Origin of the sequence: Nocardioides hankookensis, from assembly GCF_042658885.1 — a bacterium.
GTDB classification, from domain to species: domain Bacteria; phylum Actinomycetota; class Actinomycetes; order Propionibacteriales; family Nocardioidaceae; genus Nocardioides; species Nocardioides hankookensis.
The window spans coordinates 40,447-63,765 of record NZ_JBHSRJ010000003.1 but is presented as its reverse complement, the minus strand read 5'-3'; the positions used below and the strand labels follow the sequence as shown (position 1 = coordinate 63,765).

The window sequence follows — 23,319 nt, the reverse complement described above, 5'->3', positions numbered from 1 at the left end:
GTCGAGCAAGCCGCGCGACTGAGGAACGAAGTCGCGTCCGGCGTGTCGAGACCCGGTGGGAGGAGGCAGGGCGGTGACCACGGTCGCCGCCCTGCGTCACTTCCGGGGTTTCGAGACAGGCGCTAGCGCGCCTTCCTCAACCACCGGATGGGGCTACTCGACCAGCGGCGCGGCCGCCGCCGGGAAGCCGGTGTGCTTGGGCCGCTCGAAGAAGAGCGACGCCACGAAGCCGAGAACCAGGACGCACGCGGGCAGCAGCAGGGCCTGCGCCATGGCCATCGCGAAGTCGTCGGCGATCTGCGGCGGCATCGTCGAGGCGCCGGCGTCGGGGTTGCCGACGCCGCTCAGCCCGTAGTGCGCGAGCCGGGAGTCCATGATCACCGCGATCGCGGCGGACCCGAGCACGCCGCCGACCTGACGGGTGGCGTTGTAGACGCCCGAGCCCGCACCGGCCAGCTGGATCGGCAGGTTGCGCATCGCCGTCGCGGAGACCGGTGCCCAGATGCAGGCGTTGCCGACGCCCATCAGGATCATCGGCAGCACCAGCTGCCAGACCGCCGCGTCGGGGGTCATCTGGCTGGAGAGCCAGAAGAACGAGATCGCGATGCACGCGAACCCCACCCCCACGATCGCGCGCGGGTGCACGGAGTCGGTCAGCCTGCCGACCGGACGCGCCAGCGCGATCACCATGATCGCCATCGGGACGAGCAGCAGCGCCGCCTCGGTGGGCGTGTAGCCGCGCACGGCCTGGGCGTAGATCATCAGCGGGAAGCCGATCGCGGTGAGCGAGAAGCCCATCACGCTGATCGCGATGTTGCCGACCGAGAAGTTGCGGTCCTTGAAGAGGCTCAGCGGCACCAGCGGCTCCTTCGTGTTCTTCGACTGCCAGAACACGAAGAGCGCGAGCACGGCGAGGCCGGCGACGATCATCGCGATGATCCAGGTCGCCCAGTCCTGCTGGTGGCCCTCCTGGATGCCGAAGACCAGCAGGAACATGCCGACCCCGGACAGTGCCACGCCGAGCCAGTCGAACTGGTGCTGGTGCGTCTCGAGGACCGGCACCAGCCGCATCGCCAGCACGAAGCCGATGATGCCGACCGGCACGTTGACGAAGAAGATCCACTCCCAGCCGAGCCCGTCGACCAGGAGGCCGCCGAGCAACGGTCCGACCACCATCGAGACGCCGGACGTCGCGCCCCACAGCGCCATCGCCTTGCCGCGCTCGGCGGCCGGGAAGATCCGGGTGATGATCGCCATCGTCTGCGGCGTCATGAAGGCGGCGCCCAGGCCCTGCACGGTGCGGGCCAGGATCAGCATCTCGATGCTGCCGGTCAGGCCGCACCACAGCGAGGCGAGCGTGAAGACGGTGAGGCCGAAGAGGTAGAGCCGGCGGGGACCGAAGCGGTCGCCGAGCCGCCCGGTGATCAGCACCGGCACGGCGTACGCCAGCAGGTAGGCGCTGCTGACCCAGACCACGGAGTTCACGTCGGCGTCGAGGTCCTCGATGATCGAGGGGACCGCGACCTGCACGATCGTCATGTCGACCAGGATCATGAAGAAGCCGAGGCAGAGCGCGAAGAGCGCGGGCCACGGCCTCTTGTCTCCGGTGACGGCAGCGGTTGTCGGGGTGCGTGTGTCGGTCACAGGAGAAGTCAACACCCGACCATGGACAATCGCTCCATGAGTTCCTTCACTGGCAACGACCTGATGGCCGGCCCCCCGCCCACCCACCTCCCCGAGGACCCGGCGGCCGCCGAGCTGGTGCCGGGCGCGGACGCGATGGACGTCGTACGCCGGCACCCCGACTCGCCCGTCGCCTGGGCGACCCTCGCCACGCTCGCCGCGGACGCCGAGGACGACCCGGTGACGATCTACGCCTACGCGCGCGTCGGCTACCACCGCAGCCTGGACATGTTGCGTCGCAACGGCTGGAAGGGCCACGGCCCGGTGCCGTGGGAGCACGAGCCCAACCGCGGCTTCCTGACCTGCCTGGCGCTGCTCGCCCTGGCCGCCCGCGCGATCGGCGAGGACGCGGAGTGGGAGCGCTGCTCGGAGTTCCTGCGCGACTCCAGCCCGAGCGGCTACGCGGAGCTGCTCGGCGACGACTGACGGACCAGGTCGGCCAGGAGGTCGGCGACGGGCCCGGTCGGCCGTCGGTCGGGCAGCCACACCGCCCGCAGCCGCCGGGAGAGGTCGAGCCCGTCGACCGGCACGACCACCAGCTGGCCGGTCGCGACCTCGGCGGTGACGGCGAGCTCGCTGAGCACCGCCGCCGCCTCCCCGACACCGGCAGCCGCCTTGACCGCGGCCGTGCTCGCGAGCTCGAGCCGCGACGCCCCGAGCTCGAGGCCCTGGCGGGCCAGGGCCCGCACCAGCGTTTCGCGCGTCCCGGAGCCCTCCTCGCGCAGCACCAGGTCGCCGCCGACCAGGTCGGCCGCGGAGAGCGGCGTACGCCGTCGGGACCAGGGGTGGTCGGGGCCGACCACCACGACGAGCTCGTCGCGGGCGATGGTCGTCGACGCGACGGACCGGGGCACGGTCGGCGACTCCACGAAGCCGAGCGCGACCTCGCCGCGCACGACCCGGTCGATCACCTCGAGCGAGTTGCCGACCTCGAGGCTGACGTGCAGGTCCGGGTGCGTACGCCGGAACCGGGCCAGCCACTGGGGTGCGAGGTACTCCGCGACGGTCAGGCTCGCCGCCACCGCGAGGTGCGCGGCCTGCTGGGCGACCAGCGACCGCGCGCCGATGCTCACCCGGTCGACGGCGGTGAGGGCGTCCCGGGCCCAGGCGACGACGACCTCGCCCTCGGTCGTCAGCCTCGACCCGGCCGGGGTGCGCACCAGCAGGCTCAGGCCGAGCTGCCGCTCGAGCCGGCTCAGCGCCCGGCTGGCGTTGGGTTGGGCGATGCCGACCTGGCGGGCCGCGGCGCCGAGCGACCCGGTCTCGGCCACCCGGACCAGCAGGTCCAGCGCGGTCAGGTCGGGACGGCTCCTCATGCGTTGATGATATGGGTCCAGGCCGGATCGACGGCTACCGACCCACGGCGCCGGCCGGAAGGCTGGAGCCATGGTCGCCACCCGTCTGCCCGGTCTCGGCGTCGCCGCTGCCGGCGGCGGCGTCGCGCTGCTCGTGCACGCGCTCGTGCCCGTGCTCAGTCCGACCCTGGTCGCGATCGTGCTGGGGATCGTCGTCGCGGGGTCCGGGCGGCTCGACGCCTCGACGGGGCCTGGCCTCCGGGTGGCGTCGCGCCGGGTGCTCCGGGTCGGCGTCGCGCTGCTCGGCCTCCAGCTGCTGCTGCCGGAGATCGTCGCGCTCGGCTGGCCGCTGCTGGTGGTGGTCGCCGCGGTGGTCCTGCTCGGCATCGCCGGCACGCTGGCGCTCGGCCGGTTGCTCGGCGTACCCCCGGAGCGGTCGCTGCTGGTCGCCTGCGGCTTCTCGATCTGCGGCGCGGCCGCGGTCGCCGCCGTCGAGGGCGTGCGCGAGTCCAAGGACGAGGACGTCGCCACCGCGGTCTCGCTGGTCGTCGTCTTCGGCAGCGTCGTGATGCTGGCGCTGCCGCTCGGCGCGGTCGCGCTGGGCTTCGACCCGGTGGCCGCCGGCGCCTGGTCGGGCGCCTCGATCCACGAGGTCGGTCAGGTGGTCGTCGCCGGCGGGCTGGTCGGGGGAGCGGCGCTCCAGGTCGCCGTCGCGGTCAAGCTCGGCCGGGTGCTGATGCTCGCGCCGGTGCTCGCCGCGATCTCGCTGCGCTCCCGGCGTACGGCAGCGGTGCGCCCGCCGCTGGTCCCCGGCTTCGTGCTGGCGTTCGTGGCCTGCGCGGCGCTGCGGACCTTCGCGGCGGTGCCGGACGTCGCGCTGGACGGGGCCGGGTGGGTGCAGGCGGGCGCGCTGGCGATGGCGATGTTCGCGCTCGGCTGCGGGCTGGAGGTCGCCGCGCTCCGGCGTACCGGTGCTCCCGTGCTCGCGCTGGCCGGCGGTGCGACCGTTCTGGTCGCGCTGCTCGGGCTGCCTGCGGCGTTCGTGGCCGGCTAGGCCGGCGGCGTCAGCAGCGTGCGGACCTTGTCGGCGCCCAGGGCCAGGAACAGCGTGGGCAGCCGGGGGCCGCGGTCGGCGTCGACGAGCAGGTTGTAGAGCAGCCGGAAGAAGTTCTTCTGGTCCTGCTTGACCTGGTCGGTCGGCGCGTCGTCGAGCCCGAGGCCGCGAGCCAGCTTGGGCACGCCGTAGATCAGCGACGTGGTCGACTCGAGGTCGAGCTGGTCGGGCAGCCGGTCGAGCAGCTGGCGCAGCCAGAGCTCCTCGTCCTCGTTCAGGGCGGCCAGCCGGGCGGCGTCGGGGGTGTCGCGGACCGTGGTCCGTTCCTCGACGGGCACGAAGTCCGACATCCACGTCATCGCCTTGCCGAGGCGGGGCTCGAGCTCCTCGACCGACGCGTGCTCGTGGCCGACGTCGCCGACGATCCGGCTGATCAGGTCGGCGCTGCCGGCCGTCACGTCCGCCACCGACGAGAGGAGCTTGAACGGCACCACGACCGCCGGCGTCGGCAGCCGGCCGGCCGACGAGGTCGACGACGCGCGCTCGAAGGCGAGCACCTGGGCGTCCCGCTTGTCGGGGTTCGCGGCCTTCTTGCCGAGGGCGTCCCACTCGTCGTACAGCCGCACGACCTCGGGCCCGAAGTCCACGTTGAACGCCTGCTTGGGCGCGCGGCGCACGTAGAGCCAGCGCAGGATCGGCGCCTCGAGGATCTTCAGCGCCTCGGCCGCGGTGGGTACGCCGCCGCGCGACGACGACATCTTCACCTGGCCGCCGGCGCCGACGAACGAGTAGCCGACGAACGACGGCGCGCGGCCCCCGTAGATCTTCACGAGCTCCTTGCCGACCGTGTACGACGAGCCGGGGCTCGCGTGGTCGACGCCGCCGGGCTCGAAGTCGACGCCCTCGAACTGCCACCGCATCGGCCAGTCGACCTTCCAGACCAGCTTGCCCTCGCTCTCGGTGGTCAAGTTGGTGACGCCGTTGTAGGCGCAGGCGGTGCAGGTGTAGGAGAGGTCGGTGGTGTCCTCGTCGTAGGCCGTGATGATCGTCGTGTCGCGGCCGCAGTCGCGGCAGTAGGGCTTGAAGGGGAAGCGGGCGAGGTCGTCGGTCGCGCCCATCCCGGTGAGGCCGGACTCGTCGTCGTTGGCGACGGAGTCGGCCATCGCGGCCGCCTCCTGCTCGCTCTCGGGGGCGGCGGCGGCCGCCTTCGTCCGGTAGCGCGACATCACCTGCTCGATCTCGTCGCGCCGGCGTACGGCGGTGAGGATCTGCTCGCGGTAGGTGCCGGCGCGGTACATCTCGGTCTGGGAGACCTCGACCATCTCGACGCCCAGCTCGCGCAGCGACGCGACCAGCGGCTCCTTGTAGTGCTCGGCCCAGGACTCGTGGCAGCCCCACGGGTCGGGCACGGCGGAGAGCGGCCGGCCGATGTGCTCGGACCAGGACGGGTCGACCCCGGCCGGCACCTTGCGGAAGCGGTCGTAGTCGTCCCAGCTGTGCAGGTGGCGCGCCGGGATCCCGCGGCGCTTGATCTCCTCGGCGACGAAGTGGACCGTCAGGAACTCGCGCAGGTTGCCGAGGTGCACCGGGCCGGACGGGCTGGCGCCGGACGCGCAGGTGATCACGTGGTCGCCGAGGTCCTCGCCGTACTGCTGCTGCGCGTGGCGGATCGCGTCGTCGGCCGCGCGGGTGACCCAGTCGTGGGGCGAGGAGTCGGACATGCCGCAAACGCTACCGGCCGCGGCGGGTGCCCCCACACGTGGCCGGTGCCGGGGCCGCCGCCCAGTGGCAGCCCCGGCACCTCGCGACGCGCACGTCCCCCGGACACGACCTCATCCCCCGATGTGGGTCGTGCGCGGCTGGTCACGCCCCGAGAGCTCTCGCGGCCTGCTTGCGCGTCGCCGGATCATGGCACTGACCGGTCCGTGCCATAGCGAGCGAAGTGGCCGCTGGCACTAAGATGCCACCATGCCCCGATCCGACGGCGTGCTCACGGCGCTCGGTCATCCGGCCGCCCTCGAGCTGGCCTACCAGCGGCTGCGCCCCCAGTCGGGTCGCGAGCTGTCGCGGGTCGCGGCCGCGCTGCTCCGCTCCCCGGAGGAGCTGCAGGCCGACCTCGCCCCGCTCGTCGAGGTCGGCGCGGTGCGGGTCAGCGGCACCGTCCTCGAGGTGGCGACCCCGGTCGAGCTGCTGCGGGGCGTGGTCGACGAGCAGGCGGCGTCCGCCGAGCAGGCCCGTGCCCTGCTCGACGGGGTCGGCCGGGCCATCGGGCTCCTGGCCGCCGACCAGCGGCTGTCCGCGACGGGGCACTCCGGCGACACCCGCCCGGTCGAGGGCGAGGTGTGGGTCGGTGGCGACGTGTTCGGCCGGGTGCGCACCACCCTGCTCGGCAGCTCGGGCGACCTCGCCTGGTTGCGACCGGACCAGTGGCGCGGCTCGCGCGAGGACCGGATGGTCGACCTGGTCGCCGAGGTCGTGGCGCAGGGCCGGCGGTCCCGGGCGATCTACCCGGTGCGCGCCCTCCACGACGCCCCGCACGTGCTCGCCGCCCGGCTCGCCGCCGGGGAGGAGATCCGGGTGCTCCCGGAGCTGCCGACGCGGCTGCTGGTGATCGGCGACTCCCATGCCGTCATGCCGGAGCCGCTCGGGCTGGCCGACCTGCCGCTCGCCGTCGTCCGGCTGCCCGGGGTGGTCGAGGCGATGGGCTCGTGGTTCGAGGAGCTGTGGGGGCGCGCGGCCGTGCCCGCGCTCGACGACGCCGAGCCGCGCCTGGACCTGCGCCAGTTCCTCCTCGAGCAGCTGGCCGCCGGAGCGCACGACGAGCAGATCGCCCGCAAGCTCGGCATCAGCCTGCGCACCGTACGGCGCCGGGTCGCGGCGCTGATGAGCGAGCTGGGGGCCGACTCCCGGTTCCAGGCCGGCGTCGAGGCCGCGCGCCGCGGCTGGCTCTGACGCGTCAGGCCAGCAGCATCGAGTACGCCGCCGGCTCCAGCCGCCAGGTGCGCTGCCGTTCCGGTCCGTAGATCTCGCCGTCGGCGCTGCACCAGAACGGCCCGCCCGAGACGGAGACCGTCGTACCGCGCAGGTAGGTGACGTCGTCGCGCTCGTGGTGGGTCGCGGCGCCGAGGTGCGCGGCGTACATGAGCCGGGCGACCGGCCCGGTCGACCGGGAGACCATCACGTCGAAGCGGCCGTCGCGGGCGTCCGCCTCGGGCGTCAGCTCCGCGCCGCCGCCGACCGATGGGCCGTTGCCGACCGCCGCCATCAGGATCGGCTCGTCCAGGTCGACCACGACCTCGCCGTCGACCTCGATCCGGACCCGGATGATCGGCGGGTTCCAGGCGGTGAGAGCAGCGCCGATCGGGTAGCCGATCTTGCCCAGGTTGACCTTGCCGACGCCGACCGACCCCAGCCGCTCCTTCCACCGCTGGCCGCGACGGCTGGCGTTGGCGCCGGCGCCGACGTGCACGCTGTTGACGACGATCTCGCCGACCTCGTCGACGACCAGGTCCATCGCCCGAGGCTTCCCGTCGAGCACCAGGTGGGCGGCCTCCTCGATCTCGAGCGGCACCCCGACCCCGCGGGCGAAGTCGTTGCCGGTGCCCATCGGCAGCAGGCCCAGCACGGAGTCCTTGAGCTCGCGGCGCCGGTGCAGTGCGGCGACCACCGCGTGCAGGCTGCCGTCACCGCCCGCGACCACGATCCGGCGCGACCCGGAGCGGTGCAGGACCCCGTCGAGCTCGCCGGGGTTGGAGGTCGCGGCCACCTCGACCGAGGCCTTCGCCCGGAGCACGGCGAGGGCCGCGTCGAGACGCTCCTCGTCCGACGTGCCCGCCTCGGAGTTGGTGATGACGAGGAGTGGATCCACGAGGCGGACCCTAACCCGACGAAGCCAGCGGGGTGATCACCCTTTGGTAGCGTGTGGCCGCAAGAGCTCCGGTGCACTTGTGCCGGAGCCCCTTGCATTTACAGAGTCGTTTTCTGAGGAGGATCATGCCCGCGATCGCCATCATCGGAGCCCAGTGGGGCGACGAGGGGAAGGGCAAGGCGACCGACCTCCTCGGCAGCCGGGTCGACTACGTCGTCAAGTTCAACGGCGGCAACAACGCCGGCCACACCGTCGTCATCGGCCAGCCGGACGGCAGCAGCGAGAAGTACGCCCTCCACCTGCTCCCCAGCGGCATCCTCAGCCCCGGCGTCACCCCGGTCATCGGCAACGGCGTCGTGGTCGACCTCGCCGTGCTCTTCGAGGAGCTCGACGCGCTGGTCGCGCGCGGCGTGGACGTCAGCCTGCTCAAGGTGAGCGCCAACGCCCACGTGATCGCCGACTACAACCGCACGATCGACAAGATCACCGAGCGGTTCCTCGGCAGCCGCCGGATCGGCACGACCGGGCGCGGCATCGGCCCGACGTACGCCGACAAGATGAACCGGATCGGTATCCGCGTCCAGGACATCTTCGACGAGAAGATCCTGACCCAGAAGGTCGAGGGCGTCCTCGACCTGAAGAACCAGATCCTCAGCAAGATCTACAACCGCCGAGCGGCCACCGTCGAGCAGACCGTCGAGGAGCTGCTCGCCTACGCCGAGCGGCTGCGGCCGATGGTGTGCGACACCGGGCTGCTGCTCAACCAGGCCCTCGACCGTGGCGAGACCGTGCTGCTCGAGGCCGGCCAGGCGACGCTGCTCGACGTCGACCACGGCACCTACCCGTTCGTGACGTCGTCGTCGGCCACCTCGGGCGGTGCCTGCACCGGCTCGGGCATCCCGCCGATGCGGCTCAACCAGGTGATCGGGATCGTGAAGGCCTACACAACGCGCGTCGGCGAGGGCCCCTTCCCGACCGAGCTCGAGGACGAGTTCGGCGAGCACCTGCGCAAGATCGGCGCGGAGTACGGCACCACGACCGGCCGTCCGCGCCGCTGCGGCTGGTACGACGCCGTGATCGCCCGCTACGCCGCCCGGGTCAACGGCGTGACCGACTTCGTGCTCACCAAGCTCGACGTGCTCACCGGCCTGGAGAAGGTGCCGGTCTGCGTGGCCTACGACGTCGACGGCGTCCGCCACGACGAGATGCCCGTCAACCAGACCGACTTCCACCACGCGCAGCCGATCTACGAGTACCTCGACGGCTGGTGGGAGGACATCTCCGAGGCCCGCACGTTCGAGGACCTGCCGGTCAACGCCCAGCGGTACGTCGAGGCCGTCGAGGCGATGTCCGGAGCGCGGATCTCCGCGGTCGGCGTCGGCCCGTCGCGCGCCGCCACCGTGGTCCGCCACGAGCTGATCTGATGCGCGTCCTCGTCGTCGGCACCGGCGGCCGCGAGCACGCCCTGGCGTTGTCGCTCTCGCTCGACCCCGCGGTCACCGAGGTGCACGCCGCCCCCGGCAACCCGGGCATCGCCCAGGTCGCGACCCTGCACGACGTGGACCCGATGTCGGGGGAGTCCGTCGCCGACCTCGCCGCCTCGCTGGGCGTGGACCTCGTGGTCGTCGGGCCCGAGGCGCCCCTGGTCGCCGGGGTCGCCGACAGCGTGCGCGAGCGCGGCATCGCGGTCTTCGGCCCGTCCGGGGCGGCCGCGCAGCTCGAGGGCTCGAAGGCGTTCTCCAAGGACGTCATGGCCGCCGCCGGCGTGCCGACCGCGGGCTCGCGCACGTGCACGGCCCCGGCCGAGGTCGAGGCCGCTCTCGACGCCTTCGGAGCGCCGTACGTCGTGAAGGACGACGCGCTCGCCGCCGGCAAGGGTGTGGTCGTCACGCGGGACCGCGCCGAGGCGGTGGCCCACGCCGAGGCCTGTGGTCGCGTCGTCATCGAGGAGTTCCTCGACGGGCCCGAGGTCTCGGTCTTCGCGATCTGTGACGGCTCGACGGCGTACGCCCTCCAGCCGGCGCAGGACTTCAAGCGGATCTTCGACGGCGGCCGCGGGCCCAACACCGGGGGCATGGGCTCCTACACCCCGCTGACCTGGGCCCAGCCCGACCTGGCCGAGGTGACCCTCGAGCAGGTCGTGCGCCCGACGCTCGCCGAGATGGCCGCTCGCGGGACGCCCTTCGTCGGCTGCCTGTACGTCGGCCTCGCGCTGACCGAGAGCGGGCCGCGGGTGATCGAGTTCAACGTCCGCTTCGGCGACCCGGACATCCAGCCGGTGCTGGCCGTGCTCGAGTCGCCGCTCGGCGTGCTGCTCGCGGCGGCGGCCGACGGGCGGCTGGACGACGTGCCGTCCCCGGTCTTCGGCGACGGCGCCGCCGTGACGGTGGTCCTCGCCTCGGCCGGCTACCCGGAGTCCTCCTCGAAGGGCGACGTCATCACGGGTGTCGGCGCGGCCAACGGCGTCTCCGACGTCGACGTCATCCACGCGGGCACTGCGCTCGACGGCGGCTCGCTGGTCACCGCCGGCGGCCGGGTGGTCGCCGTCCGGGCGCGGGGCTACGACGTCGACGACGCCCGCTCGCGTGCCTACGCCGCCGCCGACCTGGTCACCTTCGACGGCCTCCAGCGGCGTACCGACATCGCGGCCGAGCCCCTCGGCGTCGTCGAGGGCGCCTCCGTCCGTTGACTCTCCGTGAGCCTTCGCTGTGGGGCCCACGTGGGCCCCACAGCGAAGCGCCCCGGCGGAACAGACCTGAGCAGACTCTCCACAGGCGTGGATCGAGCCCTGTCGGAGCGACGTGATGGCCATCTAGCGTTCGTGGATGCTGATCAGTGGACGAGAAGCAGCGGCGCGGTTGGCGGAGATCGGGATGCCGCGCAGACAGGTCCGCATCGCTTTGGATGCCGGTCTGGCCGGGGAACCAGTCAGGACCCGCGCAGCGACGCTCTACGAGGCCGCGCGGGTCGCTGAGCTCGCCGCGCGTCCGTTGGTCGCCATGGGTGCCGTCTACCGCGCCTGTCCCTACGGCCTGCTCGTCGATCGGCGAGTGACCTTGGGTGGCAGTGCAGTGGGCAGCTCGGTGGAGGAGGTGAGCGACGTCGACCTCGGCCTCTGGAGGGCGTTCGACATCGCGGCGTCGATCAGGCATCACGGCCCGTTCCCGTACGTCGCGACCATCTGCGGATTCGTGGTGCGTGGAGGCGACATCGTCGAGGTGCGGCACATCCGCGACACCGTCTACGCGTTGGCCGTGGACGAGCCCGGTGCATGGTTCGACCAGTGGCGCGGTCGTCGGTGGCCGACCGGCCCCGGCCGGCAGTGGCTGGTCCTCGGCCGATAGCTGGCTCGGTCGATAGCTGGCCCGGCCGACAGCGGTCAGCAGCCATGGGAGGATGAGGGACGTGACCGTGCCGAACGTCGCTGTGCCCAACGTCCTGGCCACCCGCTACGCCTCCGCCGAGCTCGCCCGGATCTGGTCGCCGGAGCACAAGATCGTGCTCGAGCGGCAGCTGTGGATCGCGGTGCTGGAGGCGCAGCGCGACCTCGGCATCGACGTGCCCGTCGGGGTGATCGAGGCCTACCAGGACGTCGTGGCCAAGGGTGAGCAGGGCGTCGATCTCGAGTCGATCGCGAGGCGTGAAAGGGTCACCCGCCACGACGTGAAGGCGCGGATCGAGGAGTTCTCCGCGCTCGCCGGCCACGAGCACATCCACAAGGGCATGACCAGCCGCGACCTGACCGAGAACGTCGAGCAGCTCCAGGTCCGCCAGTCCCTGGCGCTGGTCCGCGATCGGGCCGTGGCCGCGCTGGCCCGGCTCGCCCGCCTGGCCGCCGAGCACGAGACCACCGTGATGGCCGGTCGGTCGCACAACGTGGCCGCCCAGGCGACGACGCTCGGCAAGCGCTTCGCGACCGTCGCCGACGAGATGCTGATCGCGCTCGACCGGATCGAGGGGCTGCTGGCCCGCTACCCGCTCCGTGGCATCAAGGGCCCGATGGGCACCGCCCAGGACATGCTCGACCTCCTCGACGGCGACGCCGCCAGGCTCGAGCAGCTGGAGCAGCGGGTCGCCGCGCACCTCGGCTTCGACCACGTGCTCACCAGCGTCGGCCAGGTCTACCCGCGCTCGCTCGACTTCGACGTGGTGTCCTCGCTGGTCCAGCTGGTCGCCGGCCCGTCCAACCTCGCGACCACGATCCGGCTGATGGCCGGCAACGAGCTGGTCACCGAGGGCTTCAAGGAGGGCCAGGTCGGCTCGTCCGCGATGCCGCACAAGATGAACAGCCGCTCCGCGGAACGCGTCAACGGCCTCTCGGTCGTGCTCCGCGGCCACCTCTCGATGATCGGCGAGCTCGCGGGCGACCAGTGGAACGAGGGCGACGTCTCCGACTCCGTCGTACGACGGGTGGCGCTGCCGGACGCGTTCTTCGCCGCCGACGGGCTGTTCGAGACGTTCCTGACGGTGCTCGACGAGTTCGGCGCGTTCCCCGCCGTGATCCAGCGCGAGCTGGACCGCTACCTGCCCTTCCTGTCGACCACCAAGGTGCTGATGGCCGCGGTCCGCAACGGCGTCGGCCGTGAGGCCGCCCACGAGGCGATCAAGGAGGCGGCCGTCGGCACCGCCCTCGACATGCGCCAGGGCCAGGCCGACAACGACGTCTTCGCCCGGCTCGCCGGCGACGACCGGCTCGGCCTCACCGAGGCGCAGCTCGCGTCGCTGGTCGCGGAGCCGATCACGTTCACCGGTGCCGCCGTCGCCCAGGTGCAGACGGTGGTCCGCCGGGTCGCCGAGGTCGTCGCGCGCCACCCCGAGGCCGCGGCGTACTCACCCGGCAGCATCCTCTAGCCCGGCTGCAACGCTCGGGCGGGTGCCGGACATGAGGACGTCATGAGCGAGACCCGCGAGGAGACCTACCGCCGGCTCTACGCCTCCCACTTCGACGCCGTGCTCGGCTACGCGCTGCGGCGCACCGACCGGCCGGAGGACGCGGCGGACGTCACCGCCGAGACGTTCCTGGTCGCCTGGCGGCGCCTCGCGCACGTCCCGACGGGCACCGAGACGCGACCCTGGCTGTACGGCGTCGCGCGGCGGGTCCTCGCCAACCACCGACGTGGCGACCACCGGCGGACCGCCCTCGGCGGCCGGCTCCGCAAGGAGCTGGCGAGCTCGGTGCCCGACGCCAGCGACGACGTCGTGCAGCGCACCGACGTCACCGAGGCGATGCGCCGGCTCAGCGCCCGCGACCAGGAGGTGCTCGAGCTGCACCTCTGGGAGGGGCTCGAGCCGCGCGAGATCGCCGAGGTCCTCGGCCTCACCACGGTCGTCGTCCGGCCCCGTCTCTCCCGCGCCCGGGCGCGCCTGCGCGACCTCCTCCCCGAACTGCCGGGCAACGATCCCGAACCACCCGGACATCTCCACCCCAGACAGTCCCAGCTCACCCGGAAGGAGCGGTCATGAACCCCAAGCTCACCGACGACGCCGTCGCCGACCTGCCGCTGCACGCCGGGCGGGCCGACCTCCTGGAGGAGATCATGAGCACGTCCGTCCTCGACGACCGACCGGTCCGCACCGACACCCCCCGACGCCGTACGACGTGGCTGGTGCCGGTCGCCGCGGCCGCCGCCGTCCTCGCCCTGATCGCCGGCAGCGCCTGGCTGGTCAGCGGCCTGGGGTTGCAGGGGGCCGACGTCACCAGCGGCGGCTCGGGCGCCTACCGGGCCGTCCTCGACGCCCCTGGCTGGACGGTCGAGAACGTCAACGCCGACGACGACACCGGCGAGCTGACCTACGTCCACGGTGCCCGGAAGCTCGAGATCAGCTGGTACCCGGCCGCCGAGCACGCCAGCTACGTCGAGGACCGCCGCCAGATCACCGCGACGCCGGTCGACGGGCAGCCGATCGAGGTCCTCGGCCTCGGTGCCCTGATGTGGACCTACGCCGACGGCGCTGACCCGACCGCGATCCGCGACGTCGAGAACGGCCACTGGCTCGAGATCCGCGGCAAGGCGATGAGCACGGCGGCGTACCTGCGGCTGCTGCGCGACGTCCGCCTCGTCGACCGGACGGAGTTCGAGGCCGCCATGCCCGCGCCGTACGTCGACGGCACCGAGCGGCAGGACGCCGTCGACCACGTCCTCGACGGCATCAGCGCCTACGTCGACCCGCTGATCCCGCCGTCCAGCACCCGCTCCGGCTTCACCTCCAACGCCGACGACCTCGACCTCCTCGGTGCCGAGGTGGCGCGCGACGTCGCCTGCGAGTGGCTGACCGAGTACGTCGAGGCGCGCCGCGTCGCCGACCAGGCCCGGATGGCCACGGCGGCCGACGTGCTCGCGACCGCTCACCAGTGGCCGGTGCTGGCGGAGATGACCCCGCGCGACGGCTACCCCGACGTGATCTGGCAGTACGCCGACCGGGTCGTGGCCGGGCAGGTGCCGGCGCGCTACGCCCGGACGCTGGGCTGCGCGGGCTGAGCCTGTCGCTGCGCCTGCTTCAGGGCCCGGATCGCCATCAGCAGCGCCAGCGACACCAGCGCCGCTCCGGTGAGCAGGGCGGGGCGGAAGCCTGAGAGCTGGTAGGTCGTCACCAGCACGGCCGCGCCGATCGACGCGCCGATCCGCTGGCCGGTCTGCAGCGCGCCGCCGGCGGCGCCGCCCATCCGGGGTGGCACCTCCGCGAGCGTGAGGGTCATGTTGGGTGAGACGACCGCGCCCGCGCCCAGGCCGGCCACCAGCAGGGTCGGAGCGAGCCAGGGCCACACGGGATCGTGGCCCGGCACCAGCAGGGCGACGAGCACGACGCCCACGATCATCGTCGTGAGGGCCGCGACGGTCAGGCGCCGGCCGAGGTCGGACACGACCCTGCCCGCGAGTGGCGCGCTGACCGCGGACCCGACCGCGAACGGCATCAGCAGCAGGCCCGCCTGGAGCGGCGTCGAGCCGAGTCCCTCCTGCAGGTAGAGCGACGTCACCAGCAGCACCCCGGTGAAGCCGGTGAAGTAGAGCGCGCCGACGGCCAGTCCGTTGACGTAGCCCGGCAGGCTGCGCAGCAGGCCGAGGTCGAGCAGCGGCGGGTGCCCGTGCCGCGCCGTACGCCGCTCCCACGCGACGAACGCCCAGCCGAAGACGGGGACGCCCACGAGCAGCAGCAGCGGCAGCCGGGCGCCGCCCTCGACGCGGACGACCGGGTAGAGCAGGCACAGCACGGTGGCGCCGAGGAGCAGGGCGCCCGGCACGTCGATCCGGTTGTCGGCCGCAACCCCTCCGCCGGTCGAGCCTGTCGAGACCCGCCGGGGCACCATCACCAGCACGGCGACCATGGCGACGAGCCCGATCGGGACGTTGACCAGGAAGAGCCAGCGCCAGCCGTCGTCCTCTCCGGCCACGGCGATGATCAGGCCGCCCAGCACCGGGCCGACGGCCGACGACACCGAGACGGTCAGCCCGAAGACGCCGAAGGCGCGACCGCGCTCGCGTCCCCGGAAGAGCTGCTGGATCAGGCCGGAGTTCTGCGGTGTCAGCAGCCCGGCGCTGGCACCCTGGGCGAGCCGGGCCAGCACCACGAGGGCGGCGTTGGGCGCGAAGCCGACCGCGGCGCTGGACACGATGAAGCAGCCCAGGCCGACGAGCATCAGGCGGCGTCTGCCGTAGGCGTCACCGAGCCGGCCGCCGGCGACCAGCGTGAGGCCGAACGCGAGCGCGTAGCCGGAGACGACCCACTGGATGGTGCCGGCCGACGTGTGCAGCCCCTCGCGCATCGAGGGGATCGCGACGTTGACGATCGAGACGTCGAGCAGCGCCATGAAGCCGATGACCAGCGAGACCCCGAGGATCCGCCACCGGCGCGGGTTCGGCTCGTACGCCGGCTCGTCGACACACGGCGCGTCGACCGCGTGCTCGGTCACCGGTCAGGCCCGGGCGTGGCCGCCCCAGTTGGCGAGCTTGGTCGCGACGGTGTGCAGGTCGGCGCGCCAGACCGCTTCGTCGACCGGCGGCAGGATGGCGTCCCACTCGACCGCGAAGGATCCCTGGATCTGCTCGAACCCGGCGGGCCGGGCGAAGAACCAGACGTGGAAGTGGGCCGAGCCGTCACCCCACCGGTTGACGTGCACGCGGCCGATGCCGTCGAGGCCCTGGATGATCCGGACCAGGCGGTTGCAGATGCGGCCGAACGTCGAGGCCTGGTCGTCGTCGAAGTCACCGGCGTCCATGTGCTCGCGCGAGTTCAGCATCACCACCAGCGGCAGCCCGCTGGGCTCGCCGTGGTGGGTGAGGATCCAGTCCTCGTCCTCCCACACGATGCGGTCGGCGGGCACGCCCGCGCAGACCCGGCACGGTGCGCCGCCCTCGTCGCCCTCCCGGGGCGTCGCGGGGGCGGGGGCGTCGAGCGCCTTCGGGGCGAGGGCGCCGTCGACGACCTCCCACGGGAAGACGTCCCACCCGGTGATCTCCGGGGCGGGCAGCCGACCGTCGGCAGCGGCGGCGAGGACGCGGGCGTGGATCTCGGATGAAGACTCCGGCATGACCTCATGCTGCCAGCCCGACTTGCGCCGTACGGCGGCACCCCCGGAGCATCGGCGCCATGACCGCTCCCGTCACCGTTTCCATCACCCGGACCGTCAGCCCCGGCCACCACGACGAGATGGTGGCCTGGATCCGGGCCGGCTCGGCGCTCGCGGCCCGCTTCGAGGGCTTCCTCGGCTCCGGCTGGGTGCGCCCGTCGACGGGGTCGGAGGAGTGGCACATGCTCTACCGCTTCGCCGACGACGCGGCGCTCGCGACCTGGGAGGCGTCGCCGCAGCGGGAGTGGTGGCTGGGCGCCGCGCAGGGCCTGGTCGGCGAGTCGAGCATCGAGCGCCGGACCGGCATCGAGGGCTGGTTCGACCCGCCGGCGACGTACGACGTCGAGGACCTGCGCCCGGCCCCTCCCGCCCCGCCGCGCTGGAAGCAGGCGTGCGTCATCTTCATCGTGTTCTTCCCGCTCAGCGTCCTCGCCAACTGGGCTGCGGTGCACACGATCGCCGACCTGCCGCTGGTCCTCCGGGTGCTGTGCACGGTCCTGGTGATGACGCCGGTGATGACCTACGTCGCGCTGCCGTGGATCACCAAGCGGATGGAGTGGTGGCTGCGCCCCCACGGTGGTTGAGGAGGGCCGCCAGGCCCGTCTCGAAACCTTGACGTCGAGGTTTTTCGGTCGCTGACCCGGGCGGGGGACCGAGCATGAAGAGAATCTCGGGAATCCTGTTCGCACTCCTCGCCACCCTCGCGCTGACGATCGGGCTCGCCGGACCCGCGTCCGCGGTCAGCCAGTCGAGCGCCGCGTCGCAGTTCTCCGCGGCCGGCATCGGCTGGACGTCCTCCGGCGGCTGCACCGACCCCGGCAACTCGACCTGCACGTCGTTCGAGGGCATCCGCCAGGCCACCATCGACGGCGCGATCACCCTCAAGAACGCCAGTGGCTGCGCCCTCACCATCACCGGCGGCACCGAGACCGGCCACGCCGGCGGCCAGTACAGCCACTCGACCGGCTACAAGCTCGACTTCTCGCGGACCGCCTGCCTGACCACGTGGGTCCACAACACGTATACCTACTCGGGCACCCGCAGCGACGGCACGCCGCTCTACACCGCCGCCTCCGGCAACGTGTACGCCGACGAGGGCAACCACTGGGACGTCCTCTACTACTCCTGCGGCTGCTGACGTCACGGCGGTTGAGGTGCGAGCCTCGAAACCATAGTGACCAACTCGACTATGCTGGGCGCATGTCCGTCGACACGCTGCCGCCGCTCCCGTCGTACGACGACGTCCAGGTCGTCGTGCCCGCACCGGGCGCCGGCCCGGGCAACTGGGCGGGTGCGGCGAGCGCCGTGCTCGTCGACGGCTCCTTCTGGCTGACCTACCGGGTGCGCCGCCCTCTCACCGAGGGGCGCGGCGTCTCGGTGGTCGTCGCCCGCTCGGCCGACGGCGTGCACTTCGAGCAGGTCACCGTCGTCGACCGCGAGGCGTTCGGCTGCGAGTCCTTCGAGCGACCGGTCCTGGTGTCGGTCCCCGGCGTCGGCTGGCGCCTCTACCTCTCCTGCGCGACCCCGGACTCCAAGCACTGGTGGGTCGACAGCCTGACCGCGGCCACCCCGCTCGAGCTCGCGAGCGGCGAGCGGCGGGTGGTGCTGCCCGGTGACGACCGGGTCGCCGTCAAGGACCCGGTCGTCGAGCGGACCGACGAGGGCTGGCGGATGTGGCTCTGCTGCCACCCGCTGACCGACGCCGGCCACGAGGACCGGATGACGACGCGGCTCCTCACCAGCGTCGACGGCCTCGACTGGACCGACGCCGGCGAGGTGCTGGCCGGCCGCCCCGGCCGTTGGGACGCCCGCGGCGCCCGGGTGACCACCGTGCTCTCCGACGCTCCGCTCGTGGTGCTGTACGACGGTCGCCCCGACGCCGCCTCGAACTGGTTCGAGACGACCGGGGTCGCCCGCTGGGACGGCGAGCGCCTGGTCGCCGACGACACCGACCCGATCGTCTCGCCGCACTCCGACGGCGCCTGGCGCTACGCCTCGGCGGTGCCGCTGCCCGACGGTCGCACCCGCTTCTACGTCGAGGCCGCTCGCCCCGACGGTGCCCACGACCTCGTGACGCTGGTCCGCTGAGCTGCTGGTCAGGCGGGACGGCGCTCGTCGAAGGAGCCCTTCGGCTCGCTCGAGAGCCAGTCGGTGAAGTCCTGCTCGGTGAGCTCGGAGAGCAGCCGGACGTCGTCGGCGAAGACCGGCACCAGGCGCTCGCGCTGCTCCGGCGAGAGCCGTGGGCGGCGGGCGTCCTCGCGGGTGCGCAGCCGGGCCGTCAGCGGCACGCTCGCCCGGCGCCACACCTCGGGCCGGGCGAACTGGCCGAGGTGCGCACCCGCGCGGATCACCGGGCCGAGCACGGTCGGCCGCCATCCCGGCGGGACATAGCTGCGTGAGTTGTCCCGCGGGATGGTGGCGACCAGCCCCGGAGTGATGCCGAGGAAGCGGCAGGCGCGGTCGACGGCGGCCGGCGGGTCGTCGACGATGTCGCGGTAGCGCAGCACCAGGATCCGCTCGGGGTCGACGTGCTGGTGCAGGTGGGCGAGCTGCTCGCCGTACATCCCGAGCTCGCGGTAGCGCCAGAACGGCGCCCACCCGGCGCGGACCCGGTCGTCCTGGGCGGCGAAGGCGGTCTCGAACTCGGAGACGGGCTCGAGGCCGTCACACCAGAGGTGCATCCAGTTCGAGTAGGCGCGGTCGACCGGGTCGCGCACCACGGCGATGATCCGGACGTCGGGCAGGGACTCGCCGATCCGGCGGTGGGCGCCGCGACTCCAGAGGTAGAACGGAGTGCTCTCGCCCCGCACCGTGTCGGGGCGGGCGGCGGTGAACAGCGCGGCGTACTCGTCGTGGCGCCAGATCCACTCCTGCTGGGAGTGCGCGTCGCCCGGACCGCGCCAGGCCGGCGGCGGCGCACCGTCGCACAGCCAGAACTTCGGCTCCTTGGGGCGGGTCACGAAGACCTCGGGGTGCTGGGAGAGCGCGGCGTGCAGGGCCGTGGTCCCGGCCTTGGGTGCCCCGACGATCAGGAAGTCGGGGTGGGCTGCTCGGATCATCGGTCCCTCCTCGGAAAATAAAGTAACCCAGTACGAAAAGGAGGGAAAGGTCAAACCCTAGAGTGTGCGTGTGGCCGCTGACCTCAACATCCCGACCGCGCCCGCCATCGACGGCGCCACGCACCTCCACTCCGGCAAGGTGCGTGACCTCTACGAGCTGCCGAGCGGCGACCTGCTGATGGTCGCCAGCGACCGGATCTCGATCTTCGACTTCGTGCTCGACACGACCATCCCCGACAAGGGCGAGATCCTGACCCGGATGTCGCTGTGGTGGTTCGACCAGCTCGCCGACCTCGCGCCCAACCACGTCATCTCGACCGACGTGCCCGACGCGGTCCGTGGTCGCGCGGTCGTGTGCGAGCGGCTGTCGATGTACCCCGTCGAGTGCGTCGCCCGCGGCTACCTCACCGGCTCGGGGCTCCTCGACTACCGCGCGACGGGCGAGGTCTGCGGTGTCGCGCTCCCGGCCGGTCTCGAGGACGGCAGCCGCCTCGCGACGCCGATCTTCACACCCGCCACCAAGGCCGAGCTCGGCGACCACGACGAGAACGTCTCGTACGACGTCGTCGCCTCGACCGTGGGCGCGGACCTCGCCGCCGCGCTGCGCGACCGCACCCTCGCGGTCTACGCGCGGGCCGAGTCGATCGCCCGCGAGCGCGGCATCATCCTGGCCGACACCAAGCTCGAGTTCGGCGCGCGCCCCGACGGCACCATGGTCCTCGCCGACGAGGTGCTGACGCCCGACTCGTCCCGCTTCTGGCCGGCCGCCGAGTGGCAGCCCGGCCGCACCCAGCCGTCGTACGACAAGCAGATCGTGCGCAACTGGGCGCTCTCGCCCGAGTCCGGCTGGGACCGCGCGTCCGGCGAGGCCCCGCCGCCGCTGCCGCCGGAGGTCGTCGAGCGCACCCGCAGCAGGTACGTCGAGGCCTACGAGCTGCTCACCGGCCAGACCTGGTGAGCACCCGGTTCCCGGTCACCTGCGAGGTGGCGTTCGACTACCTCGTGGACCCGCGGAACCGGCCGGCGTGGCAGTCGAGCCTCAAGCGGGTCGACGAGGTCGACGGCGCTCCGCGCGTCGGCCAGACCTGGGTCGACGTGACGCGCCCGGGTCTCCGGCCGCGGATGGAGACCACCGAGCTCGAGCGCCCGCACCGCTGGACCGAGCGCGGCACCTGGAGGGGGTACGCCGCGACGCTGACGCTGACCTTCACCGAGGTCGCGGACGGGTGCGACGTCGACGCGGAGGTCGTGATCACCGGCCCGTTCGTCTCCCTGCTGCGGCAGGTCGCGCCCCGTGCAGTCCGCCGTGACCTCCGCCACGCGGCCAGTATGTTGAGCCCATGACGACGTACAACCTGGCGAGCCTCCTCGAGGACGGCGCCACGACCTACCCGGACCGCACCGCGATCGTGTTCGGCGACTCGAGGCTCAGCTACGCCGAGGTCGACACGTTCTCCAACATGGTGGCCAACCTCCTGGTGTCGCGGGGCATCCAGCCGGGAGACAAGGTCGCGCTGACCTGCCCGAACCTGCCCTACTTCACGGTCGTCTACTTCGGCATCCTCAAGGCCGGCGCGACCGTCGTCCCCCTCAACGTCCTGCTCAAGGGCCGCGAGGTCGCCTACCACCTCGGCGACTCCGACGCGAAGGCCTACTTCTGCTTCCAGGGCACGCCCGAGCTGCCGATGGGCGAGGCCGGGTACGCCGGCTTCAACGAGGCCGAGGGCTGCGAGCACTTCTTCGTGATCACCGCCGGCCTCGGCGACGCGTCGCCGATCGAGGGCGTCGAGACGATGGCGCAGGCGATGGGCGGCCAGCCTGGGACGTTCGACTCGGTCGCCACCGACGAGGACGACACCGCGGTCATCCTCTACACGTCCGGCACGACGGGACAGCCGAAGGGTGCCGAGCTCCGGCACCGCAACATGCGCGACAACGCGCAGTCCGGCGAAGCGCTCTTCGGGGCCAGCGCCGACGACCCGGACACCTACCTGTGCGTGCTGCCGCTCTTCCACTCCTTCGGCCAGACCGTCTGCCAGAACGGCGCGTTCGCGTACGGCGGCACCGTCGTCATGCTGGCCCGCTTCGAGGCGCGCGCGGCGCTGGACCTGATGAAGAAGGAGAAGATCAGCTTCTTCGCCGGCGTCCCCACCATGTACTGGGGGCTGCTCGGTGCCTTGGAGGGTGCACAGGCCGACGGCCTCGACGTCGCCGAGCTCGCCGGCAACCTGCGGGTCGCCGTCGCCGGCGGGTCCGCGCTGCCGGTCGAGGTGCACAAGGAGTTCGAGAAGCGCTTCGGCGTCACGATCCTCGAGGGCTACGGCCTCTCCGAGACCTCGCCGGTCGCGTCGTTCTCGCGGTTCGGCGAGCCGGTGCGGGTCGGCTCGATCGGCCTGCCGATCCCCGGCGTCGAGATGAAGCTGATCACGCCCGACTGGGCCGAGGTGGAGGGCGCCGACGAGATCGGCGAGATCGCCATCAAGGGCCACAACATCATGAAGGGCTACTACGACCGGCCCGACGCCACCGCCGAGGCGATCCACGACGGCTGGTTCCGCTCCGGCGACCTGGGCCGACGCGACGAGGACGGCTGGTACTACATCGTCGACCGCTCGAAGGACATGATCATCCGCGGCGGCTACAACGTGTACCCCCGCGAGATCGAGGAGGTGCTGATGACGCACCCGGCCGTCTCGCTGGCCGCGGTCATCGGCGTGCCCCACGAGAGCCACGGCGAGGAGATCAAGGCCGTCGTCATCCTCAGCGACGGCGCCGACATCTCCGAGGACGAGCTGGTCGCGTGGGGCAAGGAGCAGATGGCGAGCTACAAGTACCCCCGTGTCGTGCAGTTCGTCGACGCCCTCCCGATGACCTCCACCGGAAAGATCCTCAAGCGTGAGCTCAGCTGACAAGCCCGTCGCGATGGAGACAGACCGTCACGAGCTGCGGTTCCGGCTCACGCTGGTCGCGCTGATCGTCTTGCTCTTCGCCGTGCCGTTCGGCCTGGCCAAGGCGTTCAGCCTCGACGCGCGGACCCCGGTGACGATCGCCGAGGACACGTTGCGCGACAAGTACGACCTGGTGCTGATCGACGACGCCGGCCATGCGATCCCGAAGGACTCGGGGGCGATCACGCAGTCGGTGTTCAGCATGAAGGCCGGCTCGACCACCGAGGACGTGCCGTTCAAGCTGCACGGCAAGCCCGTCCGCTGCACGGTCGAGATGCCGAGCGACGACCCCCGGTCGATCACCGCGACCTGCGGGTCCTGACCTACTCGAAGGGGTTGGGCAGCGCACCCGGGAGACCGGCGAGCAGCTCGCGGGCCTGGCCGGCGACCTTGTGCTCGACCAGCACCTCGTAGCGTGTCGCGACGACCTGGGTGATCGACGAGAAGTCACGCTGGCCGCGGGTGAGCGCGTAGCCGAGCAGCGCCCACACGATGCCGAAGACGGCGCCGAGCAGGATCGTCGACAGGATCATCGCCAGGACGTTCTCGTCGACGAAGAACGAGAAGATCAGCCCGACGAACAGCCCGAGCCACAGGCCGGACAGCAGGCCGCCGAGTGCGACGCGGCCTGTGGTCAGCCGGCCGGTGATGCGCTCGACGCGCTTCAGGTCGGTGCCGACGATCATCAGGTGCTGCACCGGGAACTCGTTGTCGGACAGGTAGTCCACGGTCTTCTGGGCGGACGCGTAGTCGTCGTACACGGCCAGCGACTGCGGGAACTCGAGGCGGAGGGGGTTCATCCCAGGAACTGCGGCAGGCATGCTCATGCTCCCAGTGTGCCCAACG

General features: G+C 72.3%; 24 protein-coding genes. 16 read left to right on the top strand and 8 right to left on the bottom strand.

The features are described 5' to 3' along the window. Positions 1 to 153: 153 nt before the first annotated feature. Entirely contained in the window at positions 154 to 1,644 is a 1,491-nt protein-coding gene (locus ACFPYL_RS05445; protein ID WP_379151346.1) for a DHA2 family efflux MFS transporter permease subunit, read from the bottom strand. A gap of 36 nt (positions 1,645 to 1,680) precedes the next feature. Between ACFPYL_RS05445 and ACFPYL_RS05440 the strand changes: the two genes are divergently transcribed. Next, a complete protein-coding gene (locus ACFPYL_RS05440; protein WP_379151343.1) occupies positions 1,681 to 2,109 on the top strand; it encodes a DUF3151 domain-containing protein in 429 nt (142 codons plus the stop codon). On the opposite strand, the gene ACFPYL_RS05435 is transcribed toward ACFPYL_RS05440, so the two are convergent. Beyond that, positions 2,082 to 2,999, bottom strand: a complete 918-nt coding sequence (locus ACFPYL_RS05435; protein WP_379151340.1) for a LysR family transcriptional regulator — start codon at positions 2,997 to 2,999, stop codon at positions 2,082 to 2,084. The two genes, ACFPYL_RS05440 and ACFPYL_RS05435, sit on opposite strands and share 28 nt — an antisense overlap. A 70-nt stretch (positions 3,000 to 3,069) precedes the next feature. On the opposite strand from ACFPYL_RS05435, the gene ACFPYL_RS05430 reads away from it, so the two are divergent. After that, positions 3,070 to 4,032, top strand: coding sequence for a YeiH family protein (locus tag ACFPYL_RS05430; RefSeq protein WP_379151337.1), 963 nt, complete (start codon positions 3,070 to 3,072; stop codon positions 4,030 to 4,032). Here the strand turns inward: ACFPYL_RS05430 and lysS are convergent. Next, a complete protein-coding gene (lysS, locus tag ACFPYL_RS05425; protein WP_379151334.1) occupies positions 4,029 to 5,753 on the bottom strand; it encodes a lysine--tRNA ligase in 1,725 nt (574 codons plus the stop codon). The genes ACFPYL_RS05430 and lysS overlap by 4 nt on opposite strands. A 247-nt stretch (positions 5,754 to 6,000) precedes the next feature. Here lysS and ACFPYL_RS05420 point away from each other — a divergent pair, with 247 nt between their 5' ends. Next, a complete protein-coding gene (locus ACFPYL_RS05420; protein ID WP_379151331.1) occupies positions 6,001 to 6,984 on the top strand; it encodes a helix-turn-helix transcriptional regulator in 984 nt (327 codons plus the stop codon). Between the two features lie 4 nt (positions 6,985 to 6,988). Here the strand turns inward: ACFPYL_RS05420 and ACFPYL_RS05415 are convergent, their stop codons facing one another. Beyond that, on the bottom strand, positions 6,989 to 7,900 hold the full coding sequence (locus ACFPYL_RS05415) for a diacylglycerol/lipid kinase family protein (protein ID WP_379151328.1): 912 nt from the start codon (positions 7,898 to 7,900) through the stop codon (positions 6,989 to 6,991). 125 nt (positions 7,901 to 8,025) lie between these two features. On the opposite strand from ACFPYL_RS05415, the gene ACFPYL_RS05410 reads away from it, so the two are divergent. The 6 genes from ACFPYL_RS05410 to ACFPYL_RS05385 all read left to right on the top strand — a co-directional run bounded on the left by ACFPYL_RS05410 (position 8,026) and on the right by ACFPYL_RS05385 (position 14,379). Beyond that, the gene (locus ACFPYL_RS05410; RefSeq protein ID WP_379151325.1) at positions 8,026 to 9,324 is read left to right on the top strand and encodes an adenylosuccinate synthase; all 1,299 of its coding nucleotides are present in this window, start codon (positions 8,026 to 8,028) and stop codon (positions 9,322 to 9,324) included. Further along, positions 9,324 to 10,589, top strand: coding sequence for a phosphoribosylamine--glycine ligase (gene purD, locus ACFPYL_RS05405; protein ID WP_379151322.1), 1,266 nt, complete (start codon positions 9,324 to 9,326; stop codon positions 10,587 to 10,589). The genes ACFPYL_RS05410 and purD overlap by 1 nt, the downstream gene beginning before the upstream one ends. Positions 10,590 to 10,725: 136 nt before the next feature. After that, entirely contained in the window at positions 10,726 to 11,244 is a 519-nt protein-coding gene (locus ACFPYL_RS05400; protein WP_379151319.1) for a hypothetical protein, read from the top strand. A 52-nt stretch (positions 11,245 to 11,296) separates the two neighbouring features. Further along, positions 11,297 to 12,751, top strand: a complete 1,455-nt coding sequence (gene purB / locus ACFPYL_RS05395; protein WP_379151316.1) for an adenylosuccinate lyase — start codon at positions 11,297 to 11,299, stop codon at positions 12,749 to 12,751. A 42-nt stretch (positions 12,752 to 12,793) separates the two neighbouring features. Further along, positions 12,794 to 13,363: an RNA polymerase sigma factor gene (locus ACFPYL_RS05390; protein ID WP_379151314.1), complete on the top strand. Its 570-nt coding sequence runs from the start codon at positions 12,794 to 12,796 to the stop codon at positions 13,361 to 13,363. After that, on the top strand, positions 13,360 to 14,379 hold the full coding sequence (locus tag ACFPYL_RS05385; RefSeq protein WP_379151311.1) for a hypothetical protein: 1,020 nt from the start codon (positions 13,360 to 13,362) through the stop codon (positions 14,377 to 14,379). The genes ACFPYL_RS05390 and ACFPYL_RS05385 overlap by 4 nt, the downstream gene beginning before the upstream one ends. Here the strand turns inward: ACFPYL_RS05385 and ACFPYL_RS05380 are convergent. Together ACFPYL_RS05380 and ACFPYL_RS05375 are read right to left on the bottom strand one after the other, a co-directional pair. Beyond that, the gene (locus ACFPYL_RS05380; protein WP_379151308.1) at positions 14,349 to 15,809 is read right to left on the bottom strand and encodes an MFS transporter; all 1,461 of its coding nucleotides are present in this window, start codon (positions 15,807 to 15,809) and stop codon (positions 14,349 to 14,351) included. The two genes, ACFPYL_RS05385 and ACFPYL_RS05380, sit on opposite strands and share 31 nt — an antisense overlap. A gap of 3 nt (positions 15,810 to 15,812) precedes the next feature. Then, the gene (locus ACFPYL_RS05375) at positions 15,813 to 16,427 is read right to left on the bottom strand and encodes a hypothetical protein (RefSeq protein WP_379151305.1); all 615 of its coding nucleotides are present in this window, start codon (positions 16,425 to 16,427) and stop codon (positions 15,813 to 15,815) included. A 59-nt stretch (positions 16,428 to 16,486) separates the two neighbouring features. Here ACFPYL_RS05375 and ACFPYL_RS05370 point away from each other — a divergent pair, with 59 nt between their 5' ends. The 3 genes from ACFPYL_RS05370 (at position 16,487) to ACFPYL_RS05360 (ending at position 18,554) form a co-directional block, all read left to right on the top strand. Then, on the top strand, positions 16,487 to 17,050 hold the full coding sequence (locus ACFPYL_RS05370) for an antibiotic biosynthesis monooxygenase (protein WP_379151302.1): 564 nt from the start codon (positions 16,487 to 16,489) through the stop codon (positions 17,048 to 17,050). A 74-nt stretch (positions 17,051 to 17,124) separates the two neighbouring features. Beyond that, on the top strand, positions 17,125 to 17,604 hold the full coding sequence (locus tag ACFPYL_RS05365; protein ID WP_379151299.1) for a hypothetical protein: 480 nt from the start codon (positions 17,125 to 17,127) through the stop codon (positions 17,602 to 17,604). A gap of 62 nt (positions 17,605 to 17,666) precedes the next feature. Then, positions 17,667 to 18,554: a hypothetical protein gene (locus ACFPYL_RS05360; RefSeq protein WP_379151296.1), complete on the top strand. Its 888-nt coding sequence runs from the start codon at positions 17,667 to 17,669 to the stop codon at positions 18,552 to 18,554. An 8-nt stretch (positions 18,555 to 18,562) separates the two neighbouring features. On the opposite strand, the gene ACFPYL_RS05355 is transcribed toward ACFPYL_RS05360, so the two are convergent. Further along, positions 18,563 to 19,525 carry a sulfotransferase family protein gene (locus tag ACFPYL_RS05355; RefSeq protein ID WP_379151293.1) on the bottom strand — a complete coding sequence of 321 codons (963 nt, stop codon included), beginning with the start codon at positions 19,523 to 19,525 and terminating at the stop codon, positions 18,563 to 18,565. A gap of 70 nt (positions 19,526 to 19,595) precedes the next feature. On the opposite strand from ACFPYL_RS05355, the gene ACFPYL_RS05350 reads away from it, so the two are divergent. Genes ACFPYL_RS05350 through ACFPYL_RS05335 form a run of 4 tightly spaced genes read left to right on the top strand, consistent with a single transcriptional unit; the run spans position 19,596 to position 22,795 of the window. Continuing rightward, positions 19,596 to 20,483 carry a phosphoribosylaminoimidazolesuccinocarboxamide synthase gene (locus ACFPYL_RS05350; protein WP_379151291.1) on the top strand — a complete coding sequence of 296 codons (888 nt, stop codon included), beginning with the start codon at positions 19,596 to 19,598 and terminating at the stop codon, positions 20,481 to 20,483. Then, a complete protein-coding gene (locus ACFPYL_RS05345; RefSeq protein WP_379151288.1) occupies positions 20,480 to 20,869 on the top strand; it encodes an SRPBCC family protein in 390 nt (129 codons plus the stop codon). The genes ACFPYL_RS05350 and ACFPYL_RS05345 overlap by 4 nt, the downstream gene beginning before the upstream one ends. Next, on the top strand, positions 20,866 to 22,434 hold the full coding sequence (locus ACFPYL_RS05340; protein ID WP_379151285.1) for a long-chain-fatty-acid--CoA ligase: 1,569 nt from the start codon (positions 20,866 to 20,868) through the stop codon (positions 22,432 to 22,434). The genes ACFPYL_RS05345 and ACFPYL_RS05340 overlap by 4 nt, the downstream gene beginning before the upstream one ends. Beyond that, complete coding sequence (locus ACFPYL_RS05335; protein WP_379151282.1) at positions 22,421 to 22,795, top strand: hypothetical protein; 375 nt, start codon at positions 22,421 to 22,423, stop codon at positions 22,793 to 22,795. Before ACFPYL_RS05340 ends, ACFPYL_RS05335 begins: the two co-directional genes overlap by 14 nt. Before the next feature lies 1 nt (position 22,796). Here the strand turns inward: ACFPYL_RS05335 and ACFPYL_RS05330 are convergent, their stop codons facing one another. Next, the gene (locus tag ACFPYL_RS05330) at positions 22,797 to 23,294 is read right to left on the bottom strand and encodes a general stress protein (RefSeq protein ID WP_379151902.1); all 498 of its coding nucleotides are present in this window, start codon (positions 23,292 to 23,294) and stop codon (positions 22,797 to 22,799) included. Positions 23,295 to 23,319: the final 25 nt, after the last annotated feature.

Bases quoted from the DNA above. Each gene is read 5' to 3' on its own strand.
- ACFPYL_RS05360 (WP_379151296.1), top strand. From the start codon at position 17,667: ATGTCCGTCGACACGCTGCCGCCGCTCCCGTCGTACGACGACGTCCAG.
- ACFPYL_RS05340 (WP_379151285.1), top strand. From the start codon at position 20,866: ATGACGACGTACAACCTGGCGAGCCTCCTCGAGGACGGCGCCACGACC.
- ACFPYL_RS05435 (WP_379151340.1), bottom strand. From the start codon at position 2,999: ATGAGGAGCCGTCCCGACCTGACCGCGCTGGACCTGCTGGTCCGGGTG.
- ACFPYL_RS05390 (WP_379151314.1), top strand. From the start codon at position 12,794: ATGAGCGAGACCCGCGAGGAGACCTACCGCCGGCTCTACGCCTCCCAC.
- ACFPYL_RS05355 (WP_379151293.1), bottom strand. From the start codon at position 19,525: ATGATCCGAGCAGCCCACCCCGACTTCCTGATCGTCGGGGCACCCAAG.
- ACFPYL_RS05365 (WP_379151299.1), top strand. From the start codon at position 17,125: ATGAAGAGAATCTCGGGAATCCTGTTCGCACTCCTCGCCACCCTCGCG.
- ACFPYL_RS05430 (WP_379151337.1), top strand. From the start codon at position 3,070: ATGGTCGCCACCCGTCTGCCCGGTCTCGGCGTCGCCGCTGCCGGCGGC.
- ACFPYL_RS05440 (WP_379151343.1), top strand. From the start codon at position 1,681: ATGAGTTCCTTCACTGGCAACGACCTGATGGCCGGCCCCCCGCCCACC.
- purD (WP_379151322.1), top strand. From the start codon at position 9,324: ATGCGCGTCCTCGTCGTCGGCACCGGCGGCCGCGAGCACGCCCTGGCG.
- lysS (WP_379151334.1), bottom strand. From the start codon at position 5,753: ATGTCCGACTCCTCGCCCCACGACTGGGTCACCCGCGCGGCCGACGAC.
- ACFPYL_RS05370 (WP_379151302.1), top strand. From the start codon at position 16,487: ATGACCGCTCCCGTCACCGTTTCCATCACCCGGACCGTCAGCCCCGGC.
- ACFPYL_RS05400 (WP_379151319.1), top strand. From the start codon at position 10,726: ATGCTGATCAGTGGACGAGAAGCAGCGGCGCGGTTGGCGGAGATCGGG.
- ACFPYL_RS05375 (WP_379151305.1), bottom strand. From the start codon at position 16,427: ATGCCGGAGTCTTCATCCGAGATCCACGCCCGCGTCCTCGCCGCCGCT.
- ACFPYL_RS05420 (WP_379151331.1), top strand. From the start codon at position 6,001: ATGCCCCGATCCGACGGCGTGCTCACGGCGCTCGGTCATCCGGCCGCC.
- purB (WP_379151316.1), top strand. From the start codon at position 11,297: ATGAGGGACGTGACCGTGCCGAACGTCGCTGTGCCCAACGTCCTGGCC.
- ACFPYL_RS05385 (WP_379151311.1), top strand. From the start codon at position 13,360: ATGAACCCCAAGCTCACCGACGACGCCGTCGCCGACCTGCCGCTGCAC.
- ACFPYL_RS05330 (WP_379151902.1), bottom strand. From the start codon at position 23,294: ATGCCTGCCGCAGTTCCTGGGATGAACCCCCTCCGCCTCGAGTTCCCG.
- ACFPYL_RS05410 (WP_379151325.1), top strand. From the start codon at position 8,026: ATGCCCGCGATCGCCATCATCGGAGCCCAGTGGGGCGACGAGGGGAAG.